A 25,520-nucleotide genomic window follows, 5' to 3' on the forward strand; every position below is an offset into this window, starting at 1 on the left:
GCGCGTTTTTGTGCTTGTTTCATGGTACCTCCGCTCAAAAAGGTACTATGGCAAAGCCCGTGTCTTATGGGTATGTGGGGTTTATTAACCGCTTACCTTGCACCCACTCCCCTAACCAACCTGATTTCAGATATATGTCATCGATACGCATAGCCACATCAATCACTTAAAAGGAGACTCCCTATGCGTACATCACACACTCCCCTGTTTACCCCTGCAGACAACTACCCTGCCCATCAGCCATCTGATTTGAATCAGCTCTTAGAGCACGCGGCCGAAGCGCTGGCCCAAAAGTACAAACGCGAAGGCACCTTCACGAGCCCTAAAAACGTGATGGAGTACTTAAAGCTCAAACTCGGCGCGTACGATCGTGAGGTGTTTGCGTTGATGCTGCTGGATAACCAACATCGGCTGATCCAGTTCGATATCCTGTTCTTTGGCACCATTGATGCCGCGTCTATCTATCCACGCGAAGTGGCAAAAGCGGCACTGAGTCACAATGCAGCCGCCGTTATCTTTGCCCACAACCATCCCTCGGGGATTTCCGAGCCTTCACAGGCAGACCGTCATATTACTGACAAGTTGATCAAGGCGTTGGGCCTTATTGATGTTCGCGTTTTAGATCATGTGGTTGTTGGTGAAGACTGTGTGTCTTTCGCCGAGCGAGGCTGGATCCCAGTCGTGTAGCGGCTTCACAGCCCATTTTTACACGTCACACATGCACACAGGCAGCGATACCTTTCCCTGCTTCTCATTATGTTAAAACGGGAAGCAGCCAACCCAGGCGCAACAAGGGTCCGGCTGTCGCTGTCGTGCTGTGCTTCTCAAAACCTCCATCTGTGAAGAAAAAAGGAAGTGAGCCATGTCAGAAGTTCAAGCCATCAAAGATGCTGAGACTGTTCAGCTTATCGGCCACCTATTGAGTATTCGTTATCATCGCCAAATGGCCGACGTCTGGTATATCGGGTTAAACCTGGCGTTACGTATCTCCGATCTGCTTGCTATTCGGTTCGACGATATCCACGGTGACCGATTGCGAATCAAAGAGCGTAAGACAGGTAAGATTGCTGATATCCAGCTCAACCCCAAAACACTGGCTCGCATTGAAAAGATACGGGTAGACCATCCTGACCACGTCTACCTGTTTCAATCTCACCGCTGTCAGCAGATTAAGCAGTTGCCTCCTAAACCGCTCTCTCGGCGCGCTGTTACTCTGGCCTTTCAACAGGTTGGGCAAGAGCTCAACCTCTCGTTAGGGACGCACTCAATGCGAAAAACACGCGGTTATATGCTGTATCAAGCCACAAAAGATATTGGTCGGGTGATGAAAATGCTGCGCCATACCTCAGAAGGCATCACGCTTCGTTATATTGGTATTACACAGGAGGATGTCGACAATGATTTTATTGCCTTAGAGATATGAGGTAAGGCCGCACCATGACAGTACGGCCGACGGGATTTTAAATATATATCATCAATAAAAAACGATTGTGCACGATTTACTTGGTGCTAGAGCCAAAGCAACGAAACCCCTCGTTGCGACGCTTGGTTCTTTTTTTGGCTAAATAGCTTAGTCGATAGAATATATCTTTATATTCCTGCTCAGCGCGCTCAGAGCTCTCAGGACGACCGTGAAGGTAGTAAATGCTATTATCAGGGATATGCACTAACCCCATCGCTTGATTGTTACACAGGCCGATTGCCTTCGCCCAGGCACGGACAATGATATTATATAAACCATCACCGCATTCGACGTTCTCAAACTTCCCCCAGCAATAAAACCTATCCTTGTTTAATACCAACGCGAAATGATAATGATCGTTGTGTGAATGATTACGCTCCCTTGCCCAAGCATATCGCACCTTACAACGATGCACCCGCTTACCCTTCGCTCGCTTCTCACACTCTTGCTTTGCCATTTCTAATTCAATAGCTCGAACAAATCGTTTAATCGTGCCTTTTTTCCATCGCTCGAAGGAGGGGGCCTCATCACGTTTCAGAAAGTCATCAGAGTCATCAGTAGCTGGAAACCTTAAGTCAAGACGAGCAACAGTGAGGTTATTATAGTCCTGATAACCATCAGCTAACATATTGCGTATTTTCTCTAAGTAACGTGCCTTACATTCATTGATAGGTAGAAGGATAGGAAAGTCTTTGTAGGTATTTGTGTCCATCTCATGCTCCTCTGTGAGTACTACAAAGGAACACTGGTTATATTATTTTTTACCTTATCTTCTTTACTGGTAATGGGTATATGAAGAGAAGAGCTAATACGTATATTACTATACCGACAACACCCCCTCACACTGTGACCATGTCACCCACCAGCCAACCTAGCCTCTCCCTCTGTCACCGACGATCTGAGCATGTGGAAGTTATGAGCCACCCCCAAAGGCGAGCATAACCCCAATGCCGTTTTATGCACATTATTGTCACCCAAAAGGCAAAAAATGACACTTTTTGTGATCACAATCACACTAAGAACGAGAGGCGAAAAACTCACTTTTTATCACATGAAGAAGGTGATAAAACGGGGCTAAAAGAACAAGCAAGCTGATTAACATGCAAAAACAAGTCATACATACACATCTTTCGACAGCTATACATACGGAAAGAGAGTTAGCTTTCTTTTGGGGTAAAATCCTCGAGGAAGGTCTCATAGAGCTAGGGCCTGAAAGGAGGAAAAGCGTAACCGCCGACATTGAAAGTCAGCCTACACTCGATAAAGCAATAAAGCTTCTTTCTGTCATAATCGATAAAGAAAGAAAATACAGTCTAGAGGAAACCGGAAGATTTCTAAAAAGAACAAAGGATAAACTACATGATGAAAAGTTAAAAAATTATGACATCAAGAACCTTTGCGATGAAGATAGAAAAACAAACTGGCTGTGGTGCTACATAAGAAAAAATTCAAAAAAACGGGTAATGATTTTGAGGCACAAGGAGCCCCAGAAAGGAATAATAATCGAAAATTTTACACCCATAACTCTTGAGCTAGATGACAAATACCTAAAAGAAAAACGCCCAAACACGACAGAAGAAAAAAGAGAACAAATAGAGAGCTGTTTTATTTTTTCGCCCTATTCTGAGAAGGAAGAGAAAATATTATCGAACCACTTAAAAAGTGAGTGGCTTAAAAACAGCAAACGGAATGAAATGATAAAATGGTTAGATGGCTGCCACCACAATCAGCTTACATGGGCTTATGAACACATTCAAAAAAAGGAAGAAATAAAGTACACTTGGACACCGTCTAGCACTGAGGATAGGAAGTCAGTCCTTGTAGCGGTTTATGATCTCATCCCTGAAAGCGATAAAAAAAAGTTCATCGATAGATTCAGGAGCACCTGGAGCTCAAAGAAGTCTAGAAATAAACAAAGAGGAGACACACTAGAAATAGAAAATGAAGTACTTGATAAGCTCGACAAACTGGCTGAAGAGACTCAAAGCACTCCCCAGGACGTCATAAAAAAACTCATTACCATTCTGGATTGGGACGAGATCTTGGACATACTGGAGAGTGAGTAAGTGGTGGAGCTCTAGGTCAACGATGAGAGTTAACGAGAAAGGGAGCCGAATGATTGACTCCTTTGGTCATAAACTGGACAGAAAAATGTAACTTAACCAGTTACCGACTTTACCCAGGAATACATATCTCGGAACCACTGCGCATAATGCTGTAGGCTCCAGTTTCCTTCGTCAAACTGTGACATCCAGTACTGAGCAGCGGCTTTATCATCAAAGAGCTTTAAGTAAAAATAAGCGACACCGACCATTACCTCCTCAAAGCCGCCGGAGACTCTTCGTTCATTAAGGATTTCTTCGGCTGCATAAAGCGCAGAGATAGCCGTATCTTGATGTTGTTCTTTTAGGTCAATCGCCCACGATGGCTTATGAGAGAAAAACTGGTCAAGATAGGCAACGTATTCGTCACAAATAATCATCCATGCGTGAATAGCTACGCGATGAATCCTCTTACTCTGGTGTAACTCTGCACTTTCCTTTTGGCATTTGAACAGGCTTTCCAGTGCCTGCTTGGGGAAGCTTGCAGTACTTTGACGTATACGAATTTTTTCAAGGTAATGTTGCAGACCAAGCCAGTGTATACGCTGGTTCACTAGCGCGGGCGGTAGTGTCTCAAGTTGAGCTTTAACAGTATCACTCAGCGCAATAGCAATCGAATCACAACGATCTAACAGGCCATTAAGTTCCGCAATTACAGATCGTTGGCCCTTGTTGGTAAGGATGACTTGCGTGATATTATGGCTAATTTCTTTCAAAGCAGATAACTGTTCTGATGCACTCAACAGATAGAGTTCATCAAAAATTTCTCCTATCTGCGCAACAAAGTCCTTAGTATCTGACTGTAGTCCATCATTAAAGTACATTCGAAGCCTAGTGATTTTGACCGTCAGCTTTTGTGCGGCGGTGCAATTCCAATGAGGAAAGTGTTCTTCGAATGTTGCGTAAGCCACTTTTAGTAATTCAACACTTTGCGCTTCACGCGCTGTATCGATTACGACGTTATGCCACATCAAGATTTGTTCTGGCTGTGATTGATTAATAAGCGATAAGACTTCGTTGAGAAGCTCCTTTGCGTTTTTTAGTTCGCTATTCCGCACCATTTCTATAGCTAGGTTATGAATCAGGTACTCAATAGCGTTCGGCTCAGGACGCTTTTTCCATTCTCGCCATGCTTGCCGCAGGTGAGTTAACTTCTGTTCCCTAAGGCCAAACCTGTCATCGCATTGCGCTAAGTTATTGTAAAGTTTATATAAACTTTCTGGGGTTTGCGTGCCATTGATTCTCTTCTCTAAGCACTCTCTCGCCGCCTCAATCGATCCTTCAGTCAATAAAGCATCAGCTTTTAATAATGTATACTCAGTATCTATGCTTATATCGGCATCGGCAAACTTTTCTACTGCCTGGTAAAATGACTTCACATCCCCAGTACATTGATAGAAAAAGGCGCGCAAACCATCTAGCCGTATAGACTCCCTTTTAAGTAGCGCAGTGGTATCAATTGTCGCTAAAGTTTTCTGAGCTTTTAAATGGTCGCCCATTCTGAGCAATATACGAACTTGCAACATTCTTGCTTTGAGCTTTGCACTATATCCTGAGCAAGCAGGCTCTCTAGTTAATGTGGCAAGCGCTTGGTTGAAGTTGAGCTGTTCTGTTTGAGTCCAAGCCTCACTTAACCAGGCAGATTCGTGGGGTAACAAATAATGAACTCGCAACCAATTACAGATTGGTATACAAGAAAAGAAAAGGAATAAAGGATGCCACGAGCTAGCGGCAGAGATGACAATAGCAGGCCAACTAATCCAAACATAACGGCGATGAAGGAAATAGTATTGTTTTTCTGTTAGTAACTCTATGATAACATCACCTATAGTTATAAAAAGTACATATTTATTACTTAATAGAATTAAAAGTCCTATACTATCATCATAACATCGGTGCGCGACTGTTTCTGAAGGTTCTAGACGGAGCGTTTATCGGGTTTTCGCTGAAGGTAGCGTATAAGCATTGAACATCATTTATGGCTATCACTAGTCGTTAATAAAATGTAGATCTATTCTCTGCTTATCCATCAACTTGCCAAGAGACGGCCGTGTCTTTGAGTACACAAAGCTGGTGTCACTACCTGGTACCATGTCTTACAAGCATTACCTTAAACGTGGTGAGTAGGTGCCTTTTATACTGAGCCTAAGCACACAGCCTGCACTTTAGATACACCCAATGGTACACCTAATTAAAGTCAAACTGTAAAAAATCAATAAATACATGAACTTATAATTACAGTTCAAGTTACGCCAGCCCAATCGATTGGAAAAGACGCCTTAGGGCGTCTTTTTTATTGCCTAAAAACTCGTCCCTAAACAAATAACCCTTTGCCTTCTCAGAAACTGTGCTACTGTTTAGTTCTCTCCTACAGCTTAGTAGGAGCTCTTTTCTTTACCGGGCGAAAGACTCGGCAATCCTTAGCGGCCCTTCTAAGCCTAACCAGGCTTCAATAATGTCCGTATCACCAAAATCAGCACACACTCCAACTCGATTAGTAGCAGGTAAAACGTCGCACGAAGACGTCGATTTAGCATCACCAACGACTCGATTCGATAACCAAGAAACATTACTCGAGAGCCAAGAGAGGTTAATCGAGAGCCAAGGGGCATTAACCCCGACGGCAATTGTTTATTGTGAAGGTCATTTTGGTAAAATTGATGGGAAAACTGCCAATGGTCTTGTCCGACACTCTCAAAAATATCGTATTCTCTCCGTTATAGACAGCTCCCTTGCAAACAAAGACGCGGGCGACGTTCTCGACAAAACCAAAAACAACATCCCTATTTTCGCCGACCTCGAAGAGGCTTTACATCATGAACCTACACGACCAGATTATTTTATTTTTGGTGTCGCGCCGTCCACAGGCTTACTGTCTGATTTAGATAAAAATGTCATCCTCGACGCCATGTCAAAACGGCTCAATATCGTTAATGGTTTACATGAATTTCTCAATGACGATGCCATTTTTGTTGATGCGAGCAAGAAGAACAACGTCCACATACTGGATATTCGCAAACCCAAGAAAAAAGAGGCGTTAAAAACATTTACTGGGCAAGTCCATAGTGTGACCTGTCCCATTGTCGCTATTTTGGGAACAGATTGTGCGCTCGGGAAACGGACCACTACGACAATATTGGCTCAAGAGCTCAGAAAGGTAGGGTTAAACGTCGTCATGATCGCCACCGGACAAACCGGTATTATTCAGGGTGAACGTTATTGTGTGGCACTCGATGCTGTTCCTTCTCAATTTTGTGCTGGCGAATTGGAGGCCGTGATCGTCGATGCCTACACCCAAGAAAACCCAGATATTATTTTAGTGGAAGGCCAAGGTGCTCTGAGTCATCCAGCCTTTTCCACGAGCTCATTCATACTGCGAGGAAGTTGCCCGACCGCAGTTATCTTACAGCATGCACCGAAACGCCTGTATCGTGTCGATTTTCCCAACATGGCGATACCGACGCTCGCAAGCGAAATTAACCTGATCGAAACATTTGCCAATACGCATGTCATTGGGATCACTCTCAACCACGAGGGGATGTCGATGGGAGAGACTTTATCTTATATCAATGCGTATACACATGAACTTAAACTCCCGGTCACCGATCCCTTATCGCAACCGAAAGAGCAATTAGTACAGATCCTACTTTCAGCGTTCCCACTGCTAGAAGATAAAATTGAAGCAAAGCAGTGAGCTACCCAAAAATAGAACTCGATTGCGCTAAAATATCCCTCAACACCCAACGGCTGATTGAACAACTGACTTTAAAAGGCGTGACTGTCACTCCCGTGACCAAAAGCTGTTTGGGCCACCCTATCATTGCCAATACGCTCATTAATGCCGGCGCAACGATGCTCGCTGACTCAAGAGTAGATAATATAAAACGGATGAGAGAGGCAGGTGTCACGGTACCCACTCTATTAATACGTTCCCCGATGCTAAGCCAAATAGAGCGCGTCGTCATTGACTGCGATATCAGTCTGAATACTGAAATTGCAGTGATCCAAAAACTCTCTGACGCCGCTGGGCGATGTAATCGTATTCATCAGATCATCATTATGGTTGAGCTGGGAGATTTAAGAGAAGGTGTCATGCCCGACAACCTTATTAATCTGATCAACGATGTCATTAAACTGCCCAACATTACACTCAAAGGCATAGGTACGAATTTAACCTGCCGATACGGTGTTGAGCCAGACGATATCAATATGCAGCTTTTATCGGATCTTGCTGAACACATCGAGACGACGTTTTCGATAAGGCTAGACATCATTTCGGGCGGTAACTCGGGCTCGATTAATTGGGTACTAGCCCATCAAGGCCAAACCCGTATTAACCATTTACGGCTTGGCGAAGCAATATTTTTAGGCCTAGTCCCAAAAAATCAGCCACAAATATCGGGCTTATCATCCACAGCGATCACATTAACAGCCGAGGTCATAGAGTCGAGCCAAAAACCCTCATATCCATGGGGAAAACGAGGCGTTAATGCCTTTGGTGAAACCATCAGCCTACAAAATAGAGGTCAGGTCAACCAGGCCATTCTTGCCTTAGGCCGACAGGATGTATGTATTGACGGATTACATCCTCCCAGCGGCATGACAATCGTTTCATCATGCAGTGATCATTTAATGGTTGAGACACCAGAAAAAATGCTAGCGGTCGGTGAAACCGTCACATTTGGGTTGGACTATAGTGCTTTTCTTTCAGCCATGACGTCCGAGTTTGTCGATAAAGTTTATCGATAGCCGCTAGCTTCATCGCATCCTGTTCTTAAGCGGGTAACAGCAAGATTAACCTACACGCTTTTGCCATTTATCGATAACCGTGGCGCCAATCAGGTCACCTTGCACGTTGACTGCGGTACGGAACGTATCAAGCGGGCGCTCAATGATCAGCAAGATAGCGATGGCTTCAAGCGGGATCCCCGCTGCCAGCAGCACCAACTGCATCCCAGACATCGAGCCCGATGGCATCCCTGGCGCGCCCACCGACGACACCATCGCCATAATGAAGATCATCACAATACCGGTCGTAGACAAATCAATCCCGAACAATTGCGCAAGGAACACGGCAGCAATCCCTTCAAACAGCGCGGTGCCATCCATGTTCATCACCGCCCCCAAAGGCAATACCATGCTCGCCGTAGATGGGGTGATCTTGAGCTCTTCCTTGGCTGCCTGCATAGATACCGGCAGTGTTGCCGCGCTTGATGAGGTAGCAAATGCCATCGCCAGAGGCGCAGAGATTGCACGAAATAAAGCGATAAAACCAACGCCTCCCGCGACACGTGCGATCAGCGGCAATACAATGACGCCATGTACCATCGTCAGAGCAAACACTAAAGCCGCGAAGCTAAACAGCTGACCAAATAAGTCATTGTCTCCTTGATGCGAAAACTGAAAGACAATCGCAAAAACGGCGAACGGCGCCAGTTTGATGATTCCGGCCACCAGCGTGTTAATACCTTGGTTTAAACCACGAATGGTATCAAATAGCGGGTGTTTTTCCGGCAAAGCTACAATCAGTGAAATACCAAACAAAATGGTGAAAACGACAATCGCAAGTAGATTACCACTGCTTAGCGCCTCAACGGGATTCACTAACGCCATGTTAAAAAGCTTGGTGGCAATCGCGCCAGCTCCTACCGCATCTTGATTGATAAAGCTGATGCTCTCATCCACCGGTGGCGCACTGTTAAGCGTTTGCCACTCTGGCATCAGTAACGCTGCGCCAAGTCCCAGAATAATCGCTATGGTGGTGGTAAAACCGTAGAACAAAAGGGTGGCACCACCGAGACGTTTTAAGCGGACAACGTTGCCAATATTACTGATCCCTTCCAGCAGCGAGAGCAACACCATCACGCCGACGACGGCTTTCAGTAAACCGATATAACTGACTTTGGCCAACATGAGCAATGGATACCAAGTGGTCTGCTCCGCATTTTCTATGGGACCAAATACAGTCCCCACCAGCCAAGCCAGTGCTGCTGCCAATGCAATTTGCAATGGTAAAGAATGTTTAACTTTTTTCCACATCGTCTTTTCCCTCGCTGCAGACGGATCTACATGCTGATGTTTTGTCTAGTTTGTTGGGATTTAATGGCGGAAAATCATAGCAAGATGAGGCGTTTAACTCATGTAAAATTTATGAACATTCTGGAATATCTAGTAACAAAATCGTTGGTTGGATGCGATTAAAAGCCCGCCAGTGATTGGCGGGCTCGCAGTACACGAATTACTGAGGCTGCTGGTTTTGAGGATTGAGTTCAAGGTTGACCGGCGTCTCGAGTGATTGATTGAGTGCTTTTTCCAGCGCCGATACATTCACTCCCGGGCTGGCTTCGAGCAACGCGACACCATCCATATAACTCACCAGATCCAGACCATATTGGTCAGCGAGTTGATCCGCTCGTGCTTGACTCGCTTTCACCAAAATAGAACCAGTGACTGTTAATGGTGTGCTCTGAGCAGACAAGGCAACCTTGTCACCGACCATCACCCCCATTTGCTCGCCATTCATATTGCGAGCATTATCGGCCGTATCGACCACAACATAGCGGTCACCATTTAATTCAACCGTAGCGGCATGGACACTCATTGTCAGCCCCATCGCTGCGATTACTGCAATTAACTTTTTCATACTTTTCTCCTATTAACCGCGGTGACCAATAACACGCAATGACCATTGCATTAGTTTGCCATCAGCGCTGTTATTGGGTAGGGATTTCACTTCCCCTCCCAAGCTGTATTGACGTGTTTCACCATCGGTGTCAGTAACATGTAACGTCCATTGACCCGCTGAACTTTCGCTATTGAATTTATGGCTGAGCATTAAGTGATCGGTAAAACCCTCTGGATAAGTGCTATCCAGCGCATTCGATAACATGCTGTTACGCGGCGACATAAGCACGCTGCGTGTGCCAGATGGCGATTCGAGCTCGATCAACAAATCGGACATACGGCTATGATCAATTGAGCTACGTACTTGCACCGCCTCAATAGTGAGGTCATCTGTCACTCGCACGCTATCGGCGGTGGCGGCTACTCCTGCGTCAGCAATCGGTAGCCCTGTGTCACCATTTTGGTTGTGATAAGACCAAGCCCAATCCGTAAACACTTGCTCAGGCAAAGGTTGATACGTATTTGCCGCCTCAAGCGCCGCATTGACATCAATTAAGCCAAACCCATAGGTTGGGCTATACCAACGATCTGCCGCGTTTTGTTGCCAACCTTCTAGTCCCGTGACAGTGCGAATCTGCCCTTGTGCCGTTTGGTAGCTTAAGCGTACATCATCACTATTCGTATCCACACGTGTAGCCGTCGTCGCTAACAAATGGCGAATATCACGCTGGGAAAGGTTCGGATAGGCCGACATTAGTAGCGCGAACGCACCCGAGGTGTTTGGTGCAGCCGATGATGTGCCATTCATGACGCTATTAAAGTCACACGTGTTGTCTATTTCCGTGCCACCGTGTAGGTCATGCGAATCATAAGGAATACGATCATTGCGGTTATAGCCCATGGTACAACCGGTCAAATCTGTGGTGATATGTGCGGGTTTATTGGTGCCGTATTCGCCTCCTGGAGCCGTCAAGAATACGTTGCTACCGACAGAAGAGTACGACGATCGTTTGCCATCTGCATTCAAGGCACTGACCGTCACATTCCAATAATTTGCGTTGCTGGATGACTGGTTACTGTTTTGCCATGGCAATCCATTATTATTACCCACAGGACCAAATCGCTCTCGGTTAAACGAGGTGCGACTGAAGCCATTTCCCGCTGACTTAACAAATACTGCGCCACGCCCACCAAAAGCTTCCGTGGTCATTGTCTTGTATTGGGCATTTTGGCGACCATCATAGCTCATAGGATCATCACTATAAGGATAGCTGCGCACCCCTGAGCCACCATAGCTTTGATTAAAGACTCGGACATCATCTGAATAACCTTCCCGCCCGTGACTGATCTCCCATGCTTTTTGGCTCTGATATGCCAGGTAATTATAGCCTTGTAGATTGGCAAGCGGTGCAACACCCATCCCTCCCAAGCCGTTATCACGCGCCGCCGCGATAATACCGGCCACCGAAGTGCCGTGAGCTGTATTTCGATTGCTCCACCCTTCAGGCGTCGGATCGTCATCACGATCAACGAAATCGTAAGATTTTCCTGCACGCATATTCGCCACTAGATCAGGGTGTGCGATCTCTAACCCATCATCAACCACGGCGACATTGACGTTTTGGCCTAAAATCTCTTGTCGATGAGCCCACCAAAGATTTAAGTCATTACCTGGCTGCCCTCCTTCGCGAGCAAATGCATTCTGTCCCCTATTTAGCAAATGCCATTGCTCTGCGGTAAAAGGATCGTCGCCCGGTAGACAGCGCTCGGCGCTGGTGCGCCCAATATCGATAGGTTCACTTCCTGTTAACACAATACAGGCTTGTGAGTCTGGTTCCGTCGGTGGTTCAACGGGTTCAGGCACTTTTGCCATCGCCCAAGCCCCGGAGGTATGAAAGAGCGCGCCGATAATGAGCGCAAGAGAGCTATGTTTGTGCATTTATCATTCCTTTTTACACTAACGAGAGATGTCTCATTCATGAGATACTCATCATTAGTAAAAAGAAACAAACTCAATAGAAACAGGCTATTAGTATAAACGTGATCTTGTGCCTAATTTTTAGAGCAAGTAATCTAATTCGTTGAACAAGGCCAGCAAAATTAACGTTTACGTTACATTCATATTCAAGGCGTGTGATGTAAAAGAATCCCTGAGCCTATGCCCAACCATAAACCTATTGATGCTGCCCCATCCACCATCGTAACCACTTCGGCAATTTTTGCTGTTTGACTAAACGTATTATCTGCTTTTCGCGTAATATAAAGGCGAACAAGGAGCGATAATGAACTGGATTGAAACACATGAAGCGGGATTTCGACTTGGTCTATTCGTGCTCGTACTCGTGATCATGCTGGTCGCCGAGTGGCAATGGCCCAAACGTCAGTTAACCCGTACTCGACGTGAACGCTGGCGGGGCAATATTGCGCTCACCGCATTTAATACGCTAACGCTTCGGCTACTGGCACCGCTTTCAGCAGTTGGTGTTGCCAGCCTTGTCGATAAATCAGGGTGGGGACTGCTTAATCAGCTCTCTTTGCCGCTTTGGGCAACGGTAGTCCTCACGCTAATTGTCATGGATTTGGCGATTTGGTATCAACACAAGCTGTTCCATGAGCTCCCTTGGTTATGGCGATTACACTTGGTTCATCATGCCGACATGGATATTGATGTCACCACTGGCGCGCGCTTTCACACCGTCGAAATCTGGCTTTCAATGGCGATAAAATGTGCACTGGTAGCCTTATTAGGTGCCCCTGTTTTAGGCGTGATTCTGTTTGAAACCGTATTAAGCAGCATGGCGATGTTTAACCACAGCAACGTCCGTTTACCGCTGCGTCTCGATGACTGGCTGCGCCGTATCGTCGTCACGCCCGATATGCATCGCGTTCATCATTCCACTCGTTTTCATGAGTGCAATGCCAACTATGGCTTTAATTTGTCTTGCTGGGATCGCTGGTTTAATACCTATGTTGCTCAGCCTCGCAAAGGGCATCAGGGAATGCGAATTGGCTTAAATGAAGTGGCGCAAGCCAATGATGCGAGTCGCATAATAGGCATGCTGCGCTTACCTTTACGCTGGCGTATACTGCAGCGCGCCTACCAACATGATAAGGAGCGCTAGGGCGTATGACCCACGTAATCGTCACCTCACAAAACCCTGCCAAAATTTCTGCCGTTAAAGCAGCATTTTATGACGTTTTTCCCAATACCGACTTCACGTTTACCGGCGTGTCCGTACCCAGTGATGTCGCCGACCAACCCATGACAGAGAAAGAAACCTATTCAGGCGCATGCAATCGGGTTCGGCATGCACAAGGACGTTATCAAGGCGATTATTATGTGGGGATAGAAGCCGGCTTGGATGGCCAACATACCTTTGCTTGGATGATCATAGCAAAAGACGACGCGCACGGCGAAGCACGCTCAGCGTCACTTCCCCTTCCACCAGACGCCCTCAAGGCATTGCATCAAGGCGAGGAGCTCGGTGATGTGATGGATCGAATGTTTAGCCAACAAAATGTAAAACAAAAAGGGGGCGCCATCGGTATGCTTACCGGACACCGATTAACGCGATCAAGCGTGTATCATCAAGCTTTGATCATGGCACTGATCCCGTTTATGCATCCACACCTTTATCGCTAAAAACCCAGCGCTAAAAACCCAGCGCTAAAAACCCAGCGCTAAAAACCCAGCGCTAAAAACGGAGCCCGTGGGCTCCGTTTTTGTTTGATAGACAGGGGATCAAGAGCGGGTTTGCTCCGCCTCGCGCTTGAGCAAGTCGGCGAGCCAAATTTTGGTATCTTCATCCATCCGCTTTAATTCGTTAGAGCCTCGGGTCACGGTCGCGATCCCTACCCCAAGTAACTGACTGAGCTGGCGCTGACTCATTCTGCCTTCTAATAATTCATGCAAGATATTGATCCGAGCGACCAGAGTATCTCGCTCATCAGGCGTCAGTAGTGCTGTCAGTAATGCATCATCGTTATCGTCTTTTCCTGCTAAACGCACTAAAGAAATAACATCTTGCCAACCAGAGAATGCAGGCGATTGCGACATGGTTTCCTCTCGCTCTTTACGTGATGACAGCAATGATAACATCAATAGCGCTGAGCCAGCTCGTGCGCACTTAAAAATTGCACCGGCTCACCTAACAGCTGACGATAATAAATGTCGAACATCAAGACGTTCTGCACATAATGGCGCGTTTCGTAAAACGGAATCGACTCAATAAAAGCAATCGCATCCATATGACCTTGCGATCGTTCCAACCAACGCGACACACGATGCGGGCCGGCGTTATAGGCCGCGAATGCCAAGATACGATTACTGTCGAAACGATCTAACATCATTTTTAAGTAACCGCTGCCAAGACGAATATTAACGCCCGGATCACTCAAGCTAGCAGGGCCTTGATAATCAAATCCCAACTGACGAGAGGTTTCGCGTGCCGTGCCTGGCATTAATTGCATCAAGCCTCTTGCACCCACATGGGACACTGCACGGGTAAAAAAGGCGCTCTCTTGACGCGATAAGGCCATCAGTGTGGTTTTGTCTACGCCACGCTCGCGGCTGAAAAACTCAAACCACCACTGGTGTGCTAACGGGAAGCGGAGTGACAAATGGTCCCACATTTTTCCCGCAATCGTGGCTTGAACCGCGAAGTGGTACCAATGTTTTTTATTGGCATAGGCCGCCAGTAAGGCAATCTGCTCATCACTAGCACGTTGTAATACATAATACCATTCACGCTTAGCCGCATAGATTTTATCGAGCGCGATAAGCTCATTCACTCTTGCCAATACATCATTGATCGGCATTAACCCTGCTTCTTTCAGGACTGCTGTGCGTGAGGGTATTGAAATCGGTTTATCTAAATGCTGCGCCGCTGCCACGCTATAGAAATTACGCTCACCAAGCATGGAAGCAAATGCTTGATTTGCTGACGCACTATCACCAAGCTCTAGCTTGATTCTCGCCTGCCAATACCGCCACTTTAAAGACTGCTGAGCCGCTTCGCTGAGCAATGCGCGCCACTGATCCAGCGCGTGCCAGTCACCCTCGATAAGTGCAAGGCGAAACCGTCTTTCCAATAAACCATCATCATGACTCTGACGCAGCATACGATCTCGCCAGCCAGCCAATGCAGGCTCGTCATCATTCATTAATTGGCCAATCAAGTAATCGGCAATGTCTTGTCGCTCTCGTTTATCGTAATGCTGCCCCTCGACCGTGCGACGAAAATGGCGAATGGCTTGCGCTTCATCCTTGCGAGCCAAACGCTCAAACGCCAAGCGAGTCAGTTTTTGATTAAACGGCGTCACATAACTGCGCTTCGAAAAGTCGGCCACGTTCTCAGGTTGGTCATATAAGTCCAACACCTGCTTGCCAACCGCACGATCCGCCTCGGGTAACTGGCGTAACAAATAACGCATCAAACTGCGGTTGCGCGCATCGAATGTTAGAAGCATACGCTGCAATATCAAGTCACCGGTCAGCAGCCCTTGTTCCGATAAAAAATCAAATAAGTCATTGCAACTGCTATCCACGGATTGACCCGACAAATAGAGCGATTTGGCGCCACTGCGCGCTAAAGCCTGATTCCCCGCTTGACTGTGCGCATAATAATATTGGCACTGATAACGATCACTCCGTGGCACATCAGACTGGAACGCGATCAAGGTCTTCCAATCTCCTCTGTCCGCCAACAGGGTGAGATAATCCGCACGCAAACTATTCGCGAATGGCATAGTGCTATAACGCTGAATAAAGTTAGTGACCGCGTGGTGAGGCTTTTTAGAAAGATTACGAGTGAAATCACGATAATCGAGATACGGATACAAAGGATAATCACGCAGTTGTGCTTTTAAGCGCTGAAACTGATGCAAATCACCGCTTTCAATCGCATCGATTGCCGCTTCATACTGGCGCTGGTGCGGTGTCATTTGACGACTATCAGGGCTGGCGGAAGCCTCAACCATCGGGACTGATAAGCTGGAAATCAACACGAACCCTGACACCCATACAGGAAAGAAGGCACGGGCGTGACGAAAAGCCGCTCGATATGCTGACTTGATTGGCCCGGATAATGCGATGAATCGTTCCATGTCAAAGATCGCTCCTATTGTATGCAACACCGACTGTGTAACACCGAGTAGACAACAGCTCCGCCCGCAAATTCCCTGTAGGTGGTAAGCGTTGTTTGTCGGCACGTCTCGCCATATTAGTGACCGAATATGACAATCACTGTTAAACTTGGCAAAGTTAACGTTAGAATAGCGTTTTTTATACCACAACGATTAACGTGAGCAGAAATGGCTGAGTACGTATATACCATGTCGCAGGTGAGCAAGATCGTGCCACCTAAGCGTCAAATTCTTAAAGATATTTCTTTGTGTTTCTTCCCAGGCGCCAAAATTGGGGTGTTGGGTCTCAACGGGGCCGGTAAATCGAGCCTATTGCGCATTATGGCCGGTATCGATACCGAGATTGAGGGCGAAGCCCGTGTGCAACCCGGGATCAAGATCGGGTATCTCCCGCAAGAGCCGAAGCTGGATGAAGAAAAGACAGTCCGGGAAACCGTTGAAGAAGCGGTCGGTGACGTCAAAGATGCATTAACGCGTCTCGATGGTGTCTATGCCGCTTACGCTGATCCAGATGCCGACTTCGATGCCTTAGCGCAAGAGCAAGGTGAACTCGAAGCACTGATCCAAGCTAAAGACGGGCATAACCTCGATAATACGTTGGAGCGTGCAGCAGATGCACTGCGTTTGCCCGAGTGGGATGCGCAAATCAAGCACCTTTCAGGGGGCGAGCGTCGTCGTGTTGCTATTTGCCGTCTGCTACTCGAAAAGCCCGACATGCTGCTGCTTGATGAGCCAACTAACCACCTAGACGCTGAATCCGTTGCATGGCTTGAGCGTTTCTTAGTCGACTACTCCGGTACCGTCGTTGCCATTACGCACGACCGTTACTTCCTCGACAATGCAGCAGGCTGGATTCTTGAGCTTGACCGTGGTGAAGGTATTCCGTGGGAAGGCAACTACTCATCTTGGCTCGAACAAAAAGATGTACGGTTAAAGCAAGAAGCGTCGCAAGAAAAAGCGCGTCAGAAAACCATTGAGAAAGAGCTTGAGTGGGTTCGCCAGAATCCAAAAGGCCGTCAGGCGAAATCAAAAGCCCGTATGGCCCGCTTTGAAGAGCTCAACACCACGGACTATCAACGCCGTAACGAGACCAACGAGCTGTTTATCCCACCAGGTCCACGTCTGGGTGAAAAAGTCATTGAGGTCAATAATCTGACCAAGTCGTTTGGTGATCGCATCTTGATCGATGACTTATCCTTTAGCGTGCCCAAAGGGGCAATTGTCGGTATTGTTGGTCCGAACGGCGCGGGTAAATCAACCCTATTTAAGATGCTCAGTGGCACAGAAACCCCAGATAGCGGCACCGTTGAAGTAGGCGATACCGTACAACTGGCCTCGGTCGATCAGTTCCGAGACAGTATGGACGATAATAACACCGTCTATGATGAGATCTCCGAAGGGGCGGACATCATTCGCATCAATAACTTTGAGTTACCGGCACGCGCTTATGTGTCACGGTTTAACTTTAAAGGCAGTGACCAACAAAAACGCATTGGTGATTTGTCAGGCGGTGAGCGTAACCGCGTCCACCTCGCCAAATTGCTAAAAGCTGGCGGTAACGTGTTGCTCCTTGACGAACCGACTAACGACTTGGACGTGGAAACGCTCCGTGCACTTGAAGAGGCACTCTTAGAGTTCCCAGGCTGTGCCATGGTGATCTCGCACGACCGCTGGTTCCTTGACCGTGTCGCGACCCATATTCTTGACTATCGAGATGAAGGCCAAGTGAACTTCTTTGAAGGTAACTTTGCTGAATACACCGATTGGTTGAAAAAAACACTGGGTGCACAAGCGGCGGAGCCGCACCGGATCAAGTACAAGCGTGCAGTCAAATAATGACGCATACCACGGTAAGGGCAGCGACGGCTGCCCTTTACCTTCCCACTCTTCATCTTCTCACTCGTCATCTCGATAAACCGTATTGCCGCCTGTACTTAGCTCAGCAGAACCACGAAAACGTTTTAAATGTGAGACAAACCACTAAATCAGTATTGTGATTGCCCCATATCACCTACACTAGAGACAGTGAATGAGGAGATGTCATCATGACAGAGCGTAGAAAATTTTCCCGCGTCATGTATCGTGTGCCGGCAATACTCAAACAAAACGAGCAGCAGTGGCACGCACAGGTACTGGATCTATCTCTCAAAGGCGTGTTGCTCAGCCGTCCTGAGAACTGGCAAGCTGATCCCGAACATAACGCGTTTCTACTGGTGTTTTACCTCCATGACTCGGATGTAGAATTAGACATGGACTGCATTCTGGTAAATAACTGCGAAAATTATCTCCATCTTTACATCGATCACATTGACATTGATAGCGCCAGTCATTTAAAAAGGCTCGTTGAACTGAACGTGGGTAACGATGAACTGCTTCATCGCGAGCTTGCGCAATTGACTGACCACATGGCGGAACCGAACGCTTAATCCGCACGGTCATGGACGGTATTTAATGCAGGCCAGCAGTAACCAGTCATGACAGACCATATCCATATTGCCGTAACGCACCCGAACGGGGTGAAACACTATACCCTCTGCCCGACCCGTAAAAAGGTCGTGCAAACCCTTGCATTAGTGATACTCGCGGCTCTCACCATCACCTTTGCTAGCCTGTACCTGCTTTCTGAGCGTTCGACCGAGGCCGAAGCGGCTGTTGAACGATTACGCCAAGAGCGCGCGACCTTAAATAACGAGGTGGCGATGTTGCAACAAAAACGTGATGCGCTGTCACAAACCATCGAGAACAAAGATGTTGAACTCACCGCCCTGACACAACGCGTGGTCACGGTTGAAGATATGCTCGGGCTAGAATCAGTGGCCAAAGACGCCTCGCTCACTCACCGTCTCGATGTCGCAGCGATTAACTCAGCGGTGCGTTACACCATGCTCCAGCTAATCCCGAATGGTAAACCGCTTGAAAGCTACCGACGCTCCTCGGGATATGGCTCACGAACTCACCCTGTGACAGGGAAAGAAAAATTCCATATGGGCTTAGATTTGACCTCAGACGTCGGCACGCCGGTGTATGCCCCCGCGGATGGCGTCGTCGAATATGTCCGTCCCAGCCGCCGCAAAGGCTATGGTAACTTTATCAAAATCGACCACGCCTTTGGCTTTATGACACTCTATGCCCATTTGGATAAATTCAATGTCCGGAGCGGGCAATTTGTGAAAAAAGGGGATTTAATTGCATGGTCGGGCAACACCGGATTATCAACTGGCCCGCATTTGCATTATGAAGTGCGCTTTTTGGGCCGCGCTCTTGACCCACGTCGCTTTATAAAATGGAGCACTGAAGAGTTCGATTCCTTACTCGAAAACGAAAAACGCGTGAGCTGGGGACATTTGGTCGCAGTGGTTGAAAACTTGGTCCAGACCCAGGTCCAAGTCGCCAATATGCCCGCCCCTAACCCACCGTTAAGCACCGCACAGCAGCGTGACGCAGAGGATGATCGCGCCCCGGCTAATGCCGCTATGTAGCTCAAGCAACCGCCGCTATAACTCTTCTAATACTGCCAACGCATCTGACAACTTGCTCACACCGTACACGGTCATGCCTTCAAGCGTCTGTTTGGGCATATTGGCTTTAGGGACAACCGCTTTTTTAAAGCCATGTTTCGCCGCTTCCATTAACCGCTCTTGCCCACTGGGTACCGGGCGAATTTCACCGGCCAAACCGACTTCGCCAAACACGACTAATTCTCTTGGCAAAGGCCGGTCTCTAAAGCTTGAGATCAACGCAAGCAACAAGGCCAGATCCGCGCTGGTCTCAGTCACTTTGACGCCACCAACCACATTCACAAACACATCTTGATCAGACATTTGCAGCCCGCCGTGCTTGTGTAACACCGCCAATAACAGCGCTAGACGATTTTGCTCTAACCCCACAGCCACCCGACGGGGATTAGCCAATTGCGAATAATCCACCAGCGCCTGTATTTCGACCAATAATGGGCGCGTGCCTTCCCAGATGACCATGACCGAACTGCCAGAAGTTTGCTCCTCACCACGGGAGAGAAAAATCGCCGACGGATTACTCACTTCCTTCAATCCCTGACCTGTCATGGCAAACACGCCCAGCTCATTCACCGCCCCAAAACGGTTTTTGTGGCTGCGTAAAGTGCGAAAGCGACTATCGCTCGATCCATCCAATAACACCGAGCAGTCGATACAATGCTCAAGCACTTTCGGGCCTGCCAGTGAACCATCTTTGGTCACGTGTCCGACCATAAAAATGGCCACATTGTTTTGTTTGGCGTAACGGGTTAAGGCGGCGGCAGATTCACGGACTTGTGCCACGCTCCCAGGAGCCGATTGCACCTCGGCGACATGCATCACCTGGATGGAGTCGATCACCATGATCTTAGGCTGTTCTTTTTTCGCAACCTGACAAATGGTTTCAACGCCCGTTTCAGACAATAACTTAAGCTTATCTTTGGGTAACCCGAGTCGGTCAGCCCGCATCGCGACTTGTTGGAGCGATTCTTCCCCGGTGATATACAGTGTCGGAAAATGGTGTGCTAAGCCCACCATGGTTTGCAATAGTAAGGTACTTTTACCCGCGCCAGGGTTACCACCGATAAGAATTGCCGCCCCCGGCACAATCCCACCACCGAGTACCCGATCAAGCTCTTTAAAACCGCTGCTTAGACGCGGTACTTCTTGCAGGTTAATATCTTGTAAGGTTTGTACGACACCCTCGGCACTGCCGGTATAACCGGCGTATTTTTCATTGCGTGCGACTTGAGGCGAGGCCGCTAACCTCACTTCGGTAATCGTGTTCCACGCCCCGCATGCAGAACACTGCCCTTGCCAACGCGGAAAATCTGCCCCACAGTCATTACACACGTAGGCTCGTTTTGTTTTTGCCATTCGCTCTCCAATACGTATGATGTCAGCTAATTCACAAAATGATTGCTATCTTATTCATTATCCCGACACTTTTCAGAGAAGATGCCGTTAACAAAGTAAGCGATTACTTTACCAGACTTTGCCATGAAGCAGGATGATTACCAGGGACTGATTGAGCAACTGCTTCCTCTGTCCCAAACCCCAAAATTTGAGGTGTTGCTCGATAAGCTCACGGCTAACGAGCCCAGCTCCGCAAAGCTGCTGATCAAAATGGAGATCAGACGGCTGATGACCCCATGCAATCGCGCCATCGACTTACGCGGGAAAGTGGATGGCGAATGCCACGAATACAGCCTGCACGGTCAAAAGCACTGGCTCGATGATGTGGCGATTAACCGCTACTACGATCGTCTCCCTATGTATAACGGCCAACTCACCCAAGGATTATGGGAAGATTTGCATAACACACCGAATAACTTTCGGGTGAAGCACGAAAAAGAGAAACAGCGCCAACAGCAAGGAAAAGGGCCGGTAAGCGATGCGTCACAGTCGGCACTCTTACCCGAAAAGCTGACATTTGGTCATTACTTATCACGCAGTGAAAGCCGCATTCATTTTGCTACACAAGTCTTAATTACGCTCAACACTGGCCATGAAGTGCATGGAGTGACCAGTGATTTATCGAACTCGGGCTGTCGGGTTCGTGTGCCTGCTGCGTTCGATTATCCACCGAGCTCAGAGGTGGTGGTTCGCTTTACCACTCTCGCACAAACATACCCGGACCCCGATCTTGAACAGGGGTTGAGTTATCGGATTATCGGCGTCGATGACAACAAAGACTCGACCAGCAATGTCTGGCTGCGGTTGCGGCTAGACACGAGCAGTGACGCGATAAAACAAGCATTAGAAGCAGAAATGACCGCGCCAGATTTTCGCGGCAAGCAAGATGGCGAAGACAAACTGCTCACGTTAAAACTGCAAAGTTACGAGCAATCTTTTTTGCATCATACCAGTGTGTTACCGCTCTATTTCGCACAAGATAAAATGGAATATGTGCTACAAACGCGACAGAATCAGGAGCTATGGGCCTACTGGCACGATAACCGTAATCAACCCGTGATCAATCACCTGTTTAACACTGAACGGTTATCACTGCTCCAACTCGACGGAGCCTCCACCAGCCAGCTGTTGCTGTACTGCTTTTCTGTTGAAAAAAACAAACAGCGTTTTTTCTACTCCGCCTCTCCCAGTGAAATGAGCGAAGAAGAGCGCCAGCTTTTTTGGCACCTGGGAGCCAAGCGCGCCTCGTGGCGCGTGTTTAAAGTGACGATGTCTGCCATTAATGCGACAGATATTGAACGCCTCCAAGATGTGTCACCCGATTGGCTTAACACCCTCAAAACGCTGACCCATGTTGCGCTGGTACAAGATGTCACTCATGCCGACGGAAGACGCAGTTACCTTGAACACCCAAAACCTCAATGCTCTAGTCAGGTCCTGCGACGTTTTTTACACCAGCGCAACCCCGTTTGCCGTGCACAGCTCATCTCATCCGATCGCCAGCCACAACGACGGGAGCCCCGATACGCTTATCGATCGGAAGTATCAATGGTTCACGCTGAACAAGGGCCTCTTAAAGGTCAACTGATTGACTTTTCCTCTGGGGGACTCAATGTGACGCTGACGCAACCGTTTCAAGGGGCAAGAGATGATATTGTCTCGGTATCGCTCGATGCATTTGTCAATATTGATCCGCGCGCTCCCTTGGTCGATATGCCGTATCAAGTGATTCGAGTGAGTCCGAAAAGAGACAATATTCAGCTAAAACTGACCACCGAGTCGCCAAATACCCGGCGCCGACAATACTTACGCCGATTGATTGAACATAATCAGGATAAGTTAACGGTACTCGATGAACGCTTACCCGATCCGCCTCTGGTTTGGGCCATGCACCAGCTGTTGCTGACGCGTTTGACCGTACAGCCCTATTTTGTCCAACGAGATAATGGCGCTTTGTCGGTGTCTGCTGTTGGGATCAACTTACCACCGAGCCGCTTACACCGTTTTCTCGAACGGGCGGGTGGCGGACGTCAATTATCTTTTTATCCGGTTTTCGGCGATAAAATTTTAACGCGAACCCATGAAGTCACTCGCCCATCGCAACCGCTCAATGAATTAGTCCGTGAGTACTTTGTGTGGATAGATATCCAAGCCGACAAAGTGCGAGCGGTACATACCTTTGCCGATAGCGAGTTTGAATCGGACGATGCACGCCGTAAATTCGTTCAGTTGGCACAAAAAGGCGGCACGTTTGCCGTGATACGCAATCGCATGACGCCTCTGACTCACGCAGAGCAAGACATTGAGCCATCACAATTATCGGCGCTACTCAAGCGTGACACCCATAAAGCACGCCAACTCGAAGACGAATTTATCTCGCTGTGTGCGTACGGTGAATTAGTGGATGTCACCGACGAAGTATTGATGCGCTTGGGCCGTTAACGGGGTTGCCAGCTAATTTTCCCCGCTCGCAAGCTCGCAGAGAGCACGCAGAGCACGCCCCCAAGCCAACAATGTTTCACTGCGGTTTGTGCTCGAGCATTCACGGTTGGCTTGGCGTGATAGGCAATGCCGAGTCCAGCCGCCTCCATCATCGCCAGATCATTGGCGCCATCCCCGACCGCTAAAGTATTCTCAGGATCAATATCGTACTGCTGCGCCAGTGTGGTTAAAATATCCGCTTTGCGCTGGGCATCAACAACAGCCCCTACCACGTCGCCAGTCAATTTCCCCTCGTCAACACCAAGCTGGTTTGATTCGGCATAATCTAGCCCTAACTGATGCTGAAGGTGATCAGAAAAGTGAGTGAAGCCGCCAGACGCGATTGCCACGTACCAGCCGTGTGCTTTTAAGCTTGCGACTAACGCCGCCATTTCTGGCATTAACGGTAAATGCGCTTTCACCTCATCAAGAACAGCAATATCTGTACCTTTAAGCGCAGCCACACGTTGGCGCAGGCTCGCCTCAAAATCAAGCTCTCCGAGCATTGCCCGCTCTGTCACCGCCGAGACCGCCTCACCTACACCTGCAAGTGCGGCAATTTGATCAATACATTCAACCTCAATGGCTGTTGAGTCCATATCAAACACAGCCAATCCAGGTTTACTTAAATCTGGCAATGCGTGCAGATCTGCACAATCTAATCCGAGAGCATCAATCACGGTTCGGTGATCGGGCGTGAGCTCACCACTCATTAATAAAACCTGATACGGGCCGACACACCACGCATCCATGACGTCGACTACGTGGCCGGTAAAAAAAGCAATATTGTCTAAATGATCAACGCTGATCGTCTCAGCGAAGAGAATCCAGCCACCGTTTCGGCGACGATAGGGAAGCGTGCGGGTAACAGTGGGAAAGCGACGATACAGTCCGGATGCGCGGTAAATTGCCAAGGGCTTAGCCTTATCCATGGTCAGTATTTTCCTTTTCAGCTCTCAAGCAGAGCCTCGTCAATAAAACAATCGAGATGAGGCTGTGATACCATAAAAAGTGTACTCAGCTCCAGTGCTAATTACGCCGTCAAGACGGCTTTGAGGTAGGTATGTTTTCAATTTCGCGCAAAGCGCTACGGCGAACCACTCGGTGGGGAATTCTGATCAGTGCATTCAGTGCCATTGCGGCGTTAATGCTCTATAGTACGACCTTAAGCCAACGCCAGTATCAAGCGCTTTATCAGCAAACCGATCAGCTCGCCCAGTTAATGACACGTCAAATCGGCGCGCAAGCCTATGATGCATTGGTCGACAAAAATTACCAGCCACTGCAAACCCTCGCCGACCAGCTAGCGACCGAGCCTTTGATTCGCGATGCCAGCTTTTATCAACTTAACGGGCGCCCCGTTGTCCGCTCTACCCATGCGTTGCCGCTTGAAACCGCCGTGGGCCTCACCACGCCGCTTGGACTCGAAAGCCAAGGACGACAGCAATTAATGACGCCCATTAGCCGTGATGGCGATATTATCGGCTTTTTACGCCTCACGCTTGAACACCAATCGGTGATTGATCATGCCAAACAACAGATCCAATCGACCATTACTGAGCTTCGTGCCCTACTGGGACTGGCGCTGTTTCTCGGCGCGCTATTGATGGCCATGCTACTACGGCGCGACAACCGATCACGCATACTGCCTTGGTAACGCCATCATAGTGTCGGCAATCTAATCAGTTAGAGATAGGCAACATCGAGTAGGGTGAGGCGTTGCCGCCTCATCCCTCTCACAGAACCGTACATACGGACCTCGTATACGGCTCATGCACACTTCCATTCAGCATAAAT

Annotated in this window: 21 protein-coding genes; 12 read left to right on the top strand and 9 right to left on the bottom strand. The window is 48.1% G+C overall.

Annotation, left to right across the window (positions count from 1 at the left end):
• The first annotated feature begins 183 nt into the window (after positions 1 to 183).
• Positions 184 to 687 (top strand): RadC family protein, encoded by a 504-nt coding sequence (gene radC / locus BZJ21_RS12740; protein ID WP_077669963.1) that lies wholly within the window; start codon positions 184 to 186, stop codon positions 685 to 687.
• A 175-nt stretch (positions 688 to 862) separates the two neighbouring features.
• Positions 863 to 1,423 carry a tyrosine-type recombinase/integrase gene (locus BZJ21_RS12745; protein WP_077669964.1) on the top strand — a complete coding sequence of 187 codons (561 nt, stop codon included), beginning with the start codon at positions 863 to 865 and terminating at the stop codon, positions 1,421 to 1,423.
• Positions 1,424 to 1,499: 76 nt separating this feature from the next.
• Here the strand turns inward: BZJ21_RS12745 and BZJ21_RS12750 are convergent, their stop codons facing one another.
• Positions 1,500 to 2,174 (bottom strand): inovirus Gp2 family protein, encoded by a 675-nt coding sequence (locus tag BZJ21_RS12750; protein WP_077669965.1) that lies wholly within the window; start codon positions 2,172 to 2,174, stop codon positions 1,500 to 1,502.
• Between the two features lie 388 nt (positions 2,175 to 2,562).
• Here BZJ21_RS12750 and BZJ21_RS12755 point away from each other — a divergent pair, with 388 nt between their 5' ends.
• Complete coding sequence (locus tag BZJ21_RS12755; RefSeq protein WP_077669966.1) at positions 2,563 to 3,528, top strand: hypothetical protein; 966 nt, start codon at positions 2,563 to 2,565, stop codon at positions 3,526 to 3,528.
• Positions 3,529 to 3,620: 92 nt separating this feature from the next.
• Here BZJ21_RS12755 and BZJ21_RS12760 read toward each other — a convergent pair whose 3' ends face one another.
• On the bottom strand, positions 3,621 to 5,222 hold the full coding sequence (locus tag BZJ21_RS12760) for a hypothetical protein (protein ID WP_131826348.1): 1,602 nt from the start codon (positions 5,220 to 5,222) through the stop codon (positions 3,621 to 3,623).
• A gap of 797 nt (positions 5,223 to 6,019) precedes the next feature.
• Between BZJ21_RS12760 and BZJ21_RS12765 the strand changes: the two genes are divergently transcribed.
• Together BZJ21_RS12765 and BZJ21_RS12770 are read left to right on the top strand one after the other, a co-directional pair.
• Positions 6,020 to 7,258: a DUF1611 domain-containing protein gene (locus BZJ21_RS12765; RefSeq protein WP_077669968.1), complete on the top strand. Its 1,239-nt coding sequence runs from the start codon at positions 6,020 to 6,022 to the stop codon at positions 7,256 to 7,258.
• Entirely contained in the window at positions 7,255 to 8,313 is a 1,059-nt protein-coding gene (locus tag BZJ21_RS12770) for an alanine/ornithine racemase family PLP-dependent enzyme (RefSeq protein ID WP_077669969.1), read from the top strand. The genes BZJ21_RS12765 and BZJ21_RS12770 overlap by 4 nt, the downstream gene beginning before the upstream one ends.
• A gap of 45 nt (positions 8,314 to 8,358) precedes the next feature.
• Here BZJ21_RS12770 and BZJ21_RS12775 read toward each other — a convergent pair whose 3' ends face one another.
• The 3 genes from BZJ21_RS12775 to BZJ21_RS12785 all read right to left on the bottom strand — a co-directional run bounded on the left by BZJ21_RS12775 (position 8,359) and on the right by BZJ21_RS12785 (position 12,127).
• The gene (locus tag BZJ21_RS12775; protein ID WP_077669970.1) at positions 8,359 to 9,603 is read right to left on the bottom strand and encodes a dicarboxylate/amino acid:cation symporter; all 1,245 of its coding nucleotides are present in this window, start codon (positions 9,601 to 9,603) and stop codon (positions 8,359 to 8,361) included.
• A gap of 199 nt (positions 9,604 to 9,802) precedes the next feature.
• Positions 9,803 to 10,207, bottom strand: a complete 405-nt coding sequence (locus BZJ21_RS12780) for a hypothetical protein (RefSeq protein WP_077577098.1) — start codon at positions 10,205 to 10,207, stop codon at positions 9,803 to 9,805.
• Positions 10,208 to 10,219: 12 nt separating this feature from the next.
• Entirely contained in the window at positions 10,220 to 12,127 is a 1,908-nt protein-coding gene (locus BZJ21_RS12785; RefSeq protein ID WP_201788225.1) for a S8 family serine peptidase, read from the bottom strand.
• A 343-nt stretch (positions 12,128 to 12,470) separates the two neighbouring features.
• On the opposite strand from BZJ21_RS12785, the gene BZJ21_RS12790 reads away from it, so the two are divergent.
• Complete coding sequence (locus tag BZJ21_RS12790; protein WP_077669971.1) at positions 12,471 to 13,310, top strand: sterol desaturase family protein; 840 nt, start codon at positions 12,471 to 12,473, stop codon at positions 13,308 to 13,310.
• Between the two features lie 5 nt (positions 13,311 to 13,315).
• On the top strand, positions 13,316 to 13,831 hold the full coding sequence (gene yjjX / locus BZJ21_RS12795; RefSeq protein WP_077461829.1) for an inosine/xanthosine triphosphatase: 516 nt from the start codon (positions 13,316 to 13,318) through the stop codon (positions 13,829 to 13,831).
• Positions 13,832 to 13,930: 99 nt separating this feature from the next.
• On the opposite strand, the gene trpR is transcribed toward yjjX, so the two are convergent.
• Positions 13,931 to 14,245, bottom strand: a complete 315-nt coding sequence (gene trpR / locus BZJ21_RS12800) for a trp operon repressor (RefSeq protein ID WP_025744414.1) — start codon at positions 14,243 to 14,245, stop codon at positions 13,931 to 13,933.
• Positions 14,246 to 14,286: 41 nt separating this feature from the next.
• Positions 14,287 to 16,293 (bottom strand): murein transglycosylase, encoded by a 2,007-nt coding sequence (gene sltY / locus BZJ21_RS12805; protein ID WP_077669972.1) that lies wholly within the window; start codon positions 16,291 to 16,293, stop codon positions 14,287 to 14,289.
• A 207-nt stretch (positions 16,294 to 16,500) separates the two neighbouring features.
• Between sltY and ettA the strand changes: the two genes are divergently transcribed.
• The 3 genes from ettA to BZJ21_RS12820 all read left to right on the top strand — a co-directional run bounded on the left by ettA (position 16,501) and on the right by BZJ21_RS12820 (position 19,811).
• Positions 16,501 to 18,168 (top strand): energy-dependent translational throttle protein EttA, encoded by a 1,668-nt coding sequence (ettA, locus tag BZJ21_RS12810; protein WP_021023650.1) that lies wholly within the window; start codon positions 16,501 to 16,503, stop codon positions 18,166 to 18,168.
• A gap of 209 nt (positions 18,169 to 18,377) precedes the next feature.
• Positions 18,378 to 18,758, top strand: coding sequence for a PilZ domain-containing protein (locus BZJ21_RS12815; RefSeq protein ID WP_021023649.1), 381 nt, complete (start codon positions 18,378 to 18,380; stop codon positions 18,756 to 18,758).
• 48 nt (positions 18,759 to 18,806) lie between these two features.
• Positions 18,807 to 19,811: a peptidoglycan DD-metalloendopeptidase family protein gene (locus tag BZJ21_RS12820; RefSeq protein ID WP_021023648.1), complete on the top strand. Its 1,005-nt coding sequence runs from the start codon at positions 18,807 to 18,809 to the stop codon at positions 19,809 to 19,811.
• Between the two features lie 15 nt (positions 19,812 to 19,826).
• On the opposite strand, the gene radA is transcribed toward BZJ21_RS12820, so the two are convergent.
• Positions 19,827 to 21,203, bottom strand: coding sequence for a DNA repair protein RadA (gene radA, locus BZJ21_RS12825; RefSeq protein ID WP_077669973.1), 1,377 nt, complete (start codon positions 21,201 to 21,203; stop codon positions 19,827 to 19,829).
• A 123-nt stretch (positions 21,204 to 21,326) separates the two neighbouring features.
• On the opposite strand from radA, the gene BZJ21_RS12830 reads away from it, so the two are divergent.
• Positions 21,327 to 23,684 (top strand): PilZ domain-containing protein, encoded by a 2,358-nt coding sequence (locus tag BZJ21_RS12830; RefSeq protein WP_077669974.1) that lies wholly within the window; start codon positions 21,327 to 21,329, stop codon positions 23,682 to 23,684.
• Here the strand turns inward: BZJ21_RS12830 and serB are convergent.
• Positions 23,681 to 24,655, bottom strand: coding sequence for a phosphoserine phosphatase (gene serB / locus BZJ21_RS12835; RefSeq protein WP_077669975.1), 975 nt, complete (start codon positions 24,653 to 24,655; stop codon positions 23,681 to 23,683). The two genes, BZJ21_RS12830 and serB, sit on opposite strands and share 4 nt — an antisense overlap.
• Before the next feature lie 131 nt (positions 24,656 to 24,786).
• On the opposite strand from serB, the gene BZJ21_RS12840 reads away from it, so the two are divergent.
• On the top strand, positions 24,787 to 25,380 hold the full coding sequence (locus tag BZJ21_RS12840; protein ID WP_077461824.1) for an AhpA/YtjB family protein: 594 nt from the start codon (positions 24,787 to 24,789) through the stop codon (positions 25,378 to 25,380).
• The last annotated feature ends 140 nt before the right edge of the window (positions 25,381 to 25,520 follow it).

Source organism: Salinivibrio costicola subsp. alcaliphilus (assembly GCF_001996185.1).
Classification (GTDB): domain Bacteria; phylum Pseudomonadota; class Gammaproteobacteria; order Enterobacterales; family Vibrionaceae; genus Salinivibrio; species Salinivibrio costicola.

Coding starts and splice junctions, on each gene's coding strand:
- radC (WP_077669963.1), top strand. CDS start 184: ATGCGTACATCACACACTCCCCTGTTTACCCCTGCAGACAACTACCCT.
- BZJ21_RS12745 (WP_077669964.1), top strand. CDS start 863: ATGTCAGAAGTTCAAGCCATCAAAGATGCTGAGACTGTTCAGCTTATC.
- BZJ21_RS12750 (WP_077669965.1), bottom strand. CDS start 2,174: ATGGACACAAATACCTACAAAGACTTTCCTATCCTTCTACCTATCAAT.
- BZJ21_RS12755 (WP_077669966.1), top strand. CDS start 2,563: ATGCAAAAACAAGTCATACATACACATCTTTCGACAGCTATACATACG.
- BZJ21_RS12765 (WP_077669968.1), top strand. CDS start 6,020: ATGTCCGTATCACCAAAATCAGCACACACTCCAACTCGATTAGTAGCA.
- BZJ21_RS12775 (WP_077669970.1), bottom strand. CDS start 9,603: ATGTGGAAAAAAGTTAAACATTCTTTACCATTGCAAATTGCATTGGCA.
- BZJ21_RS12780 (WP_077577098.1), bottom strand. CDS start 10,207: ATGAAAAAGTTAATTGCAGTAATCGCAGCGATGGGGCTGACAATGAGT.
- BZJ21_RS12785 (WP_201788225.1), bottom strand. CDS start 12,127: ATGCACAAACATAGCTCTCTTGCGCTCATTATCGGCGCGCTCTTTCAT.
- BZJ21_RS12790 (WP_077669971.1), top strand. CDS start 12,471: ATGAACTGGATTGAAACACATGAAGCGGGATTTCGACTTGGTCTATTC.
- yjjX (WP_077461829.1), top strand. CDS start 13,316: ATGACCCACGTAATCGTCACCTCACAAAACCCTGCCAAAATTTCTGCC.
- trpR (WP_025744414.1), bottom strand. CDS start 14,245: ATGTCGCAATCGCCTGCATTCTCTGGTTGGCAAGATGTTATTTCTTTA.
- sltY (WP_077669972.1), bottom strand. CDS start 16,293: ATGGAACGATTCATCGCATTATCCGGGCCAATCAAGTCAGCATATCGA.
- ettA (WP_021023650.1), top strand. CDS start 16,501: ATGGCTGAGTACGTATATACCATGTCGCAGGTGAGCAAGATCGTGCCA.
- BZJ21_RS12815 (WP_021023649.1), top strand. CDS start 18,378: ATGACAGAGCGTAGAAAATTTTCCCGCGTCATGTATCGTGTGCCGGCA.
- BZJ21_RS12820 (WP_021023648.1), top strand. CDS start 18,807: ATGACAGACCATATCCATATTGCCGTAACGCACCCGAACGGGGTGAAA.
- radA (WP_077669973.1), bottom strand. CDS start 21,203: ATGGCAAAAACAAAACGAGCCTACGTGTGTAATGACTGTGGGGCAGAT.
- BZJ21_RS12830 (WP_077669974.1), top strand. CDS start 21,327: ATGAAGCAGGATGATTACCAGGGACTGATTGAGCAACTGCTTCCTCTG.
- serB (WP_077669975.1), bottom strand. CDS start 24,655: ATGGATAAGGCTAAGCCCTTGGCAATTTACCGCGCATCCGGACTGTAT.
- BZJ21_RS12840 (WP_077461824.1), top strand. CDS start 24,787: ATGTTTTCAATTTCGCGCAAAGCGCTACGGCGAACCACTCGGTGGGGA.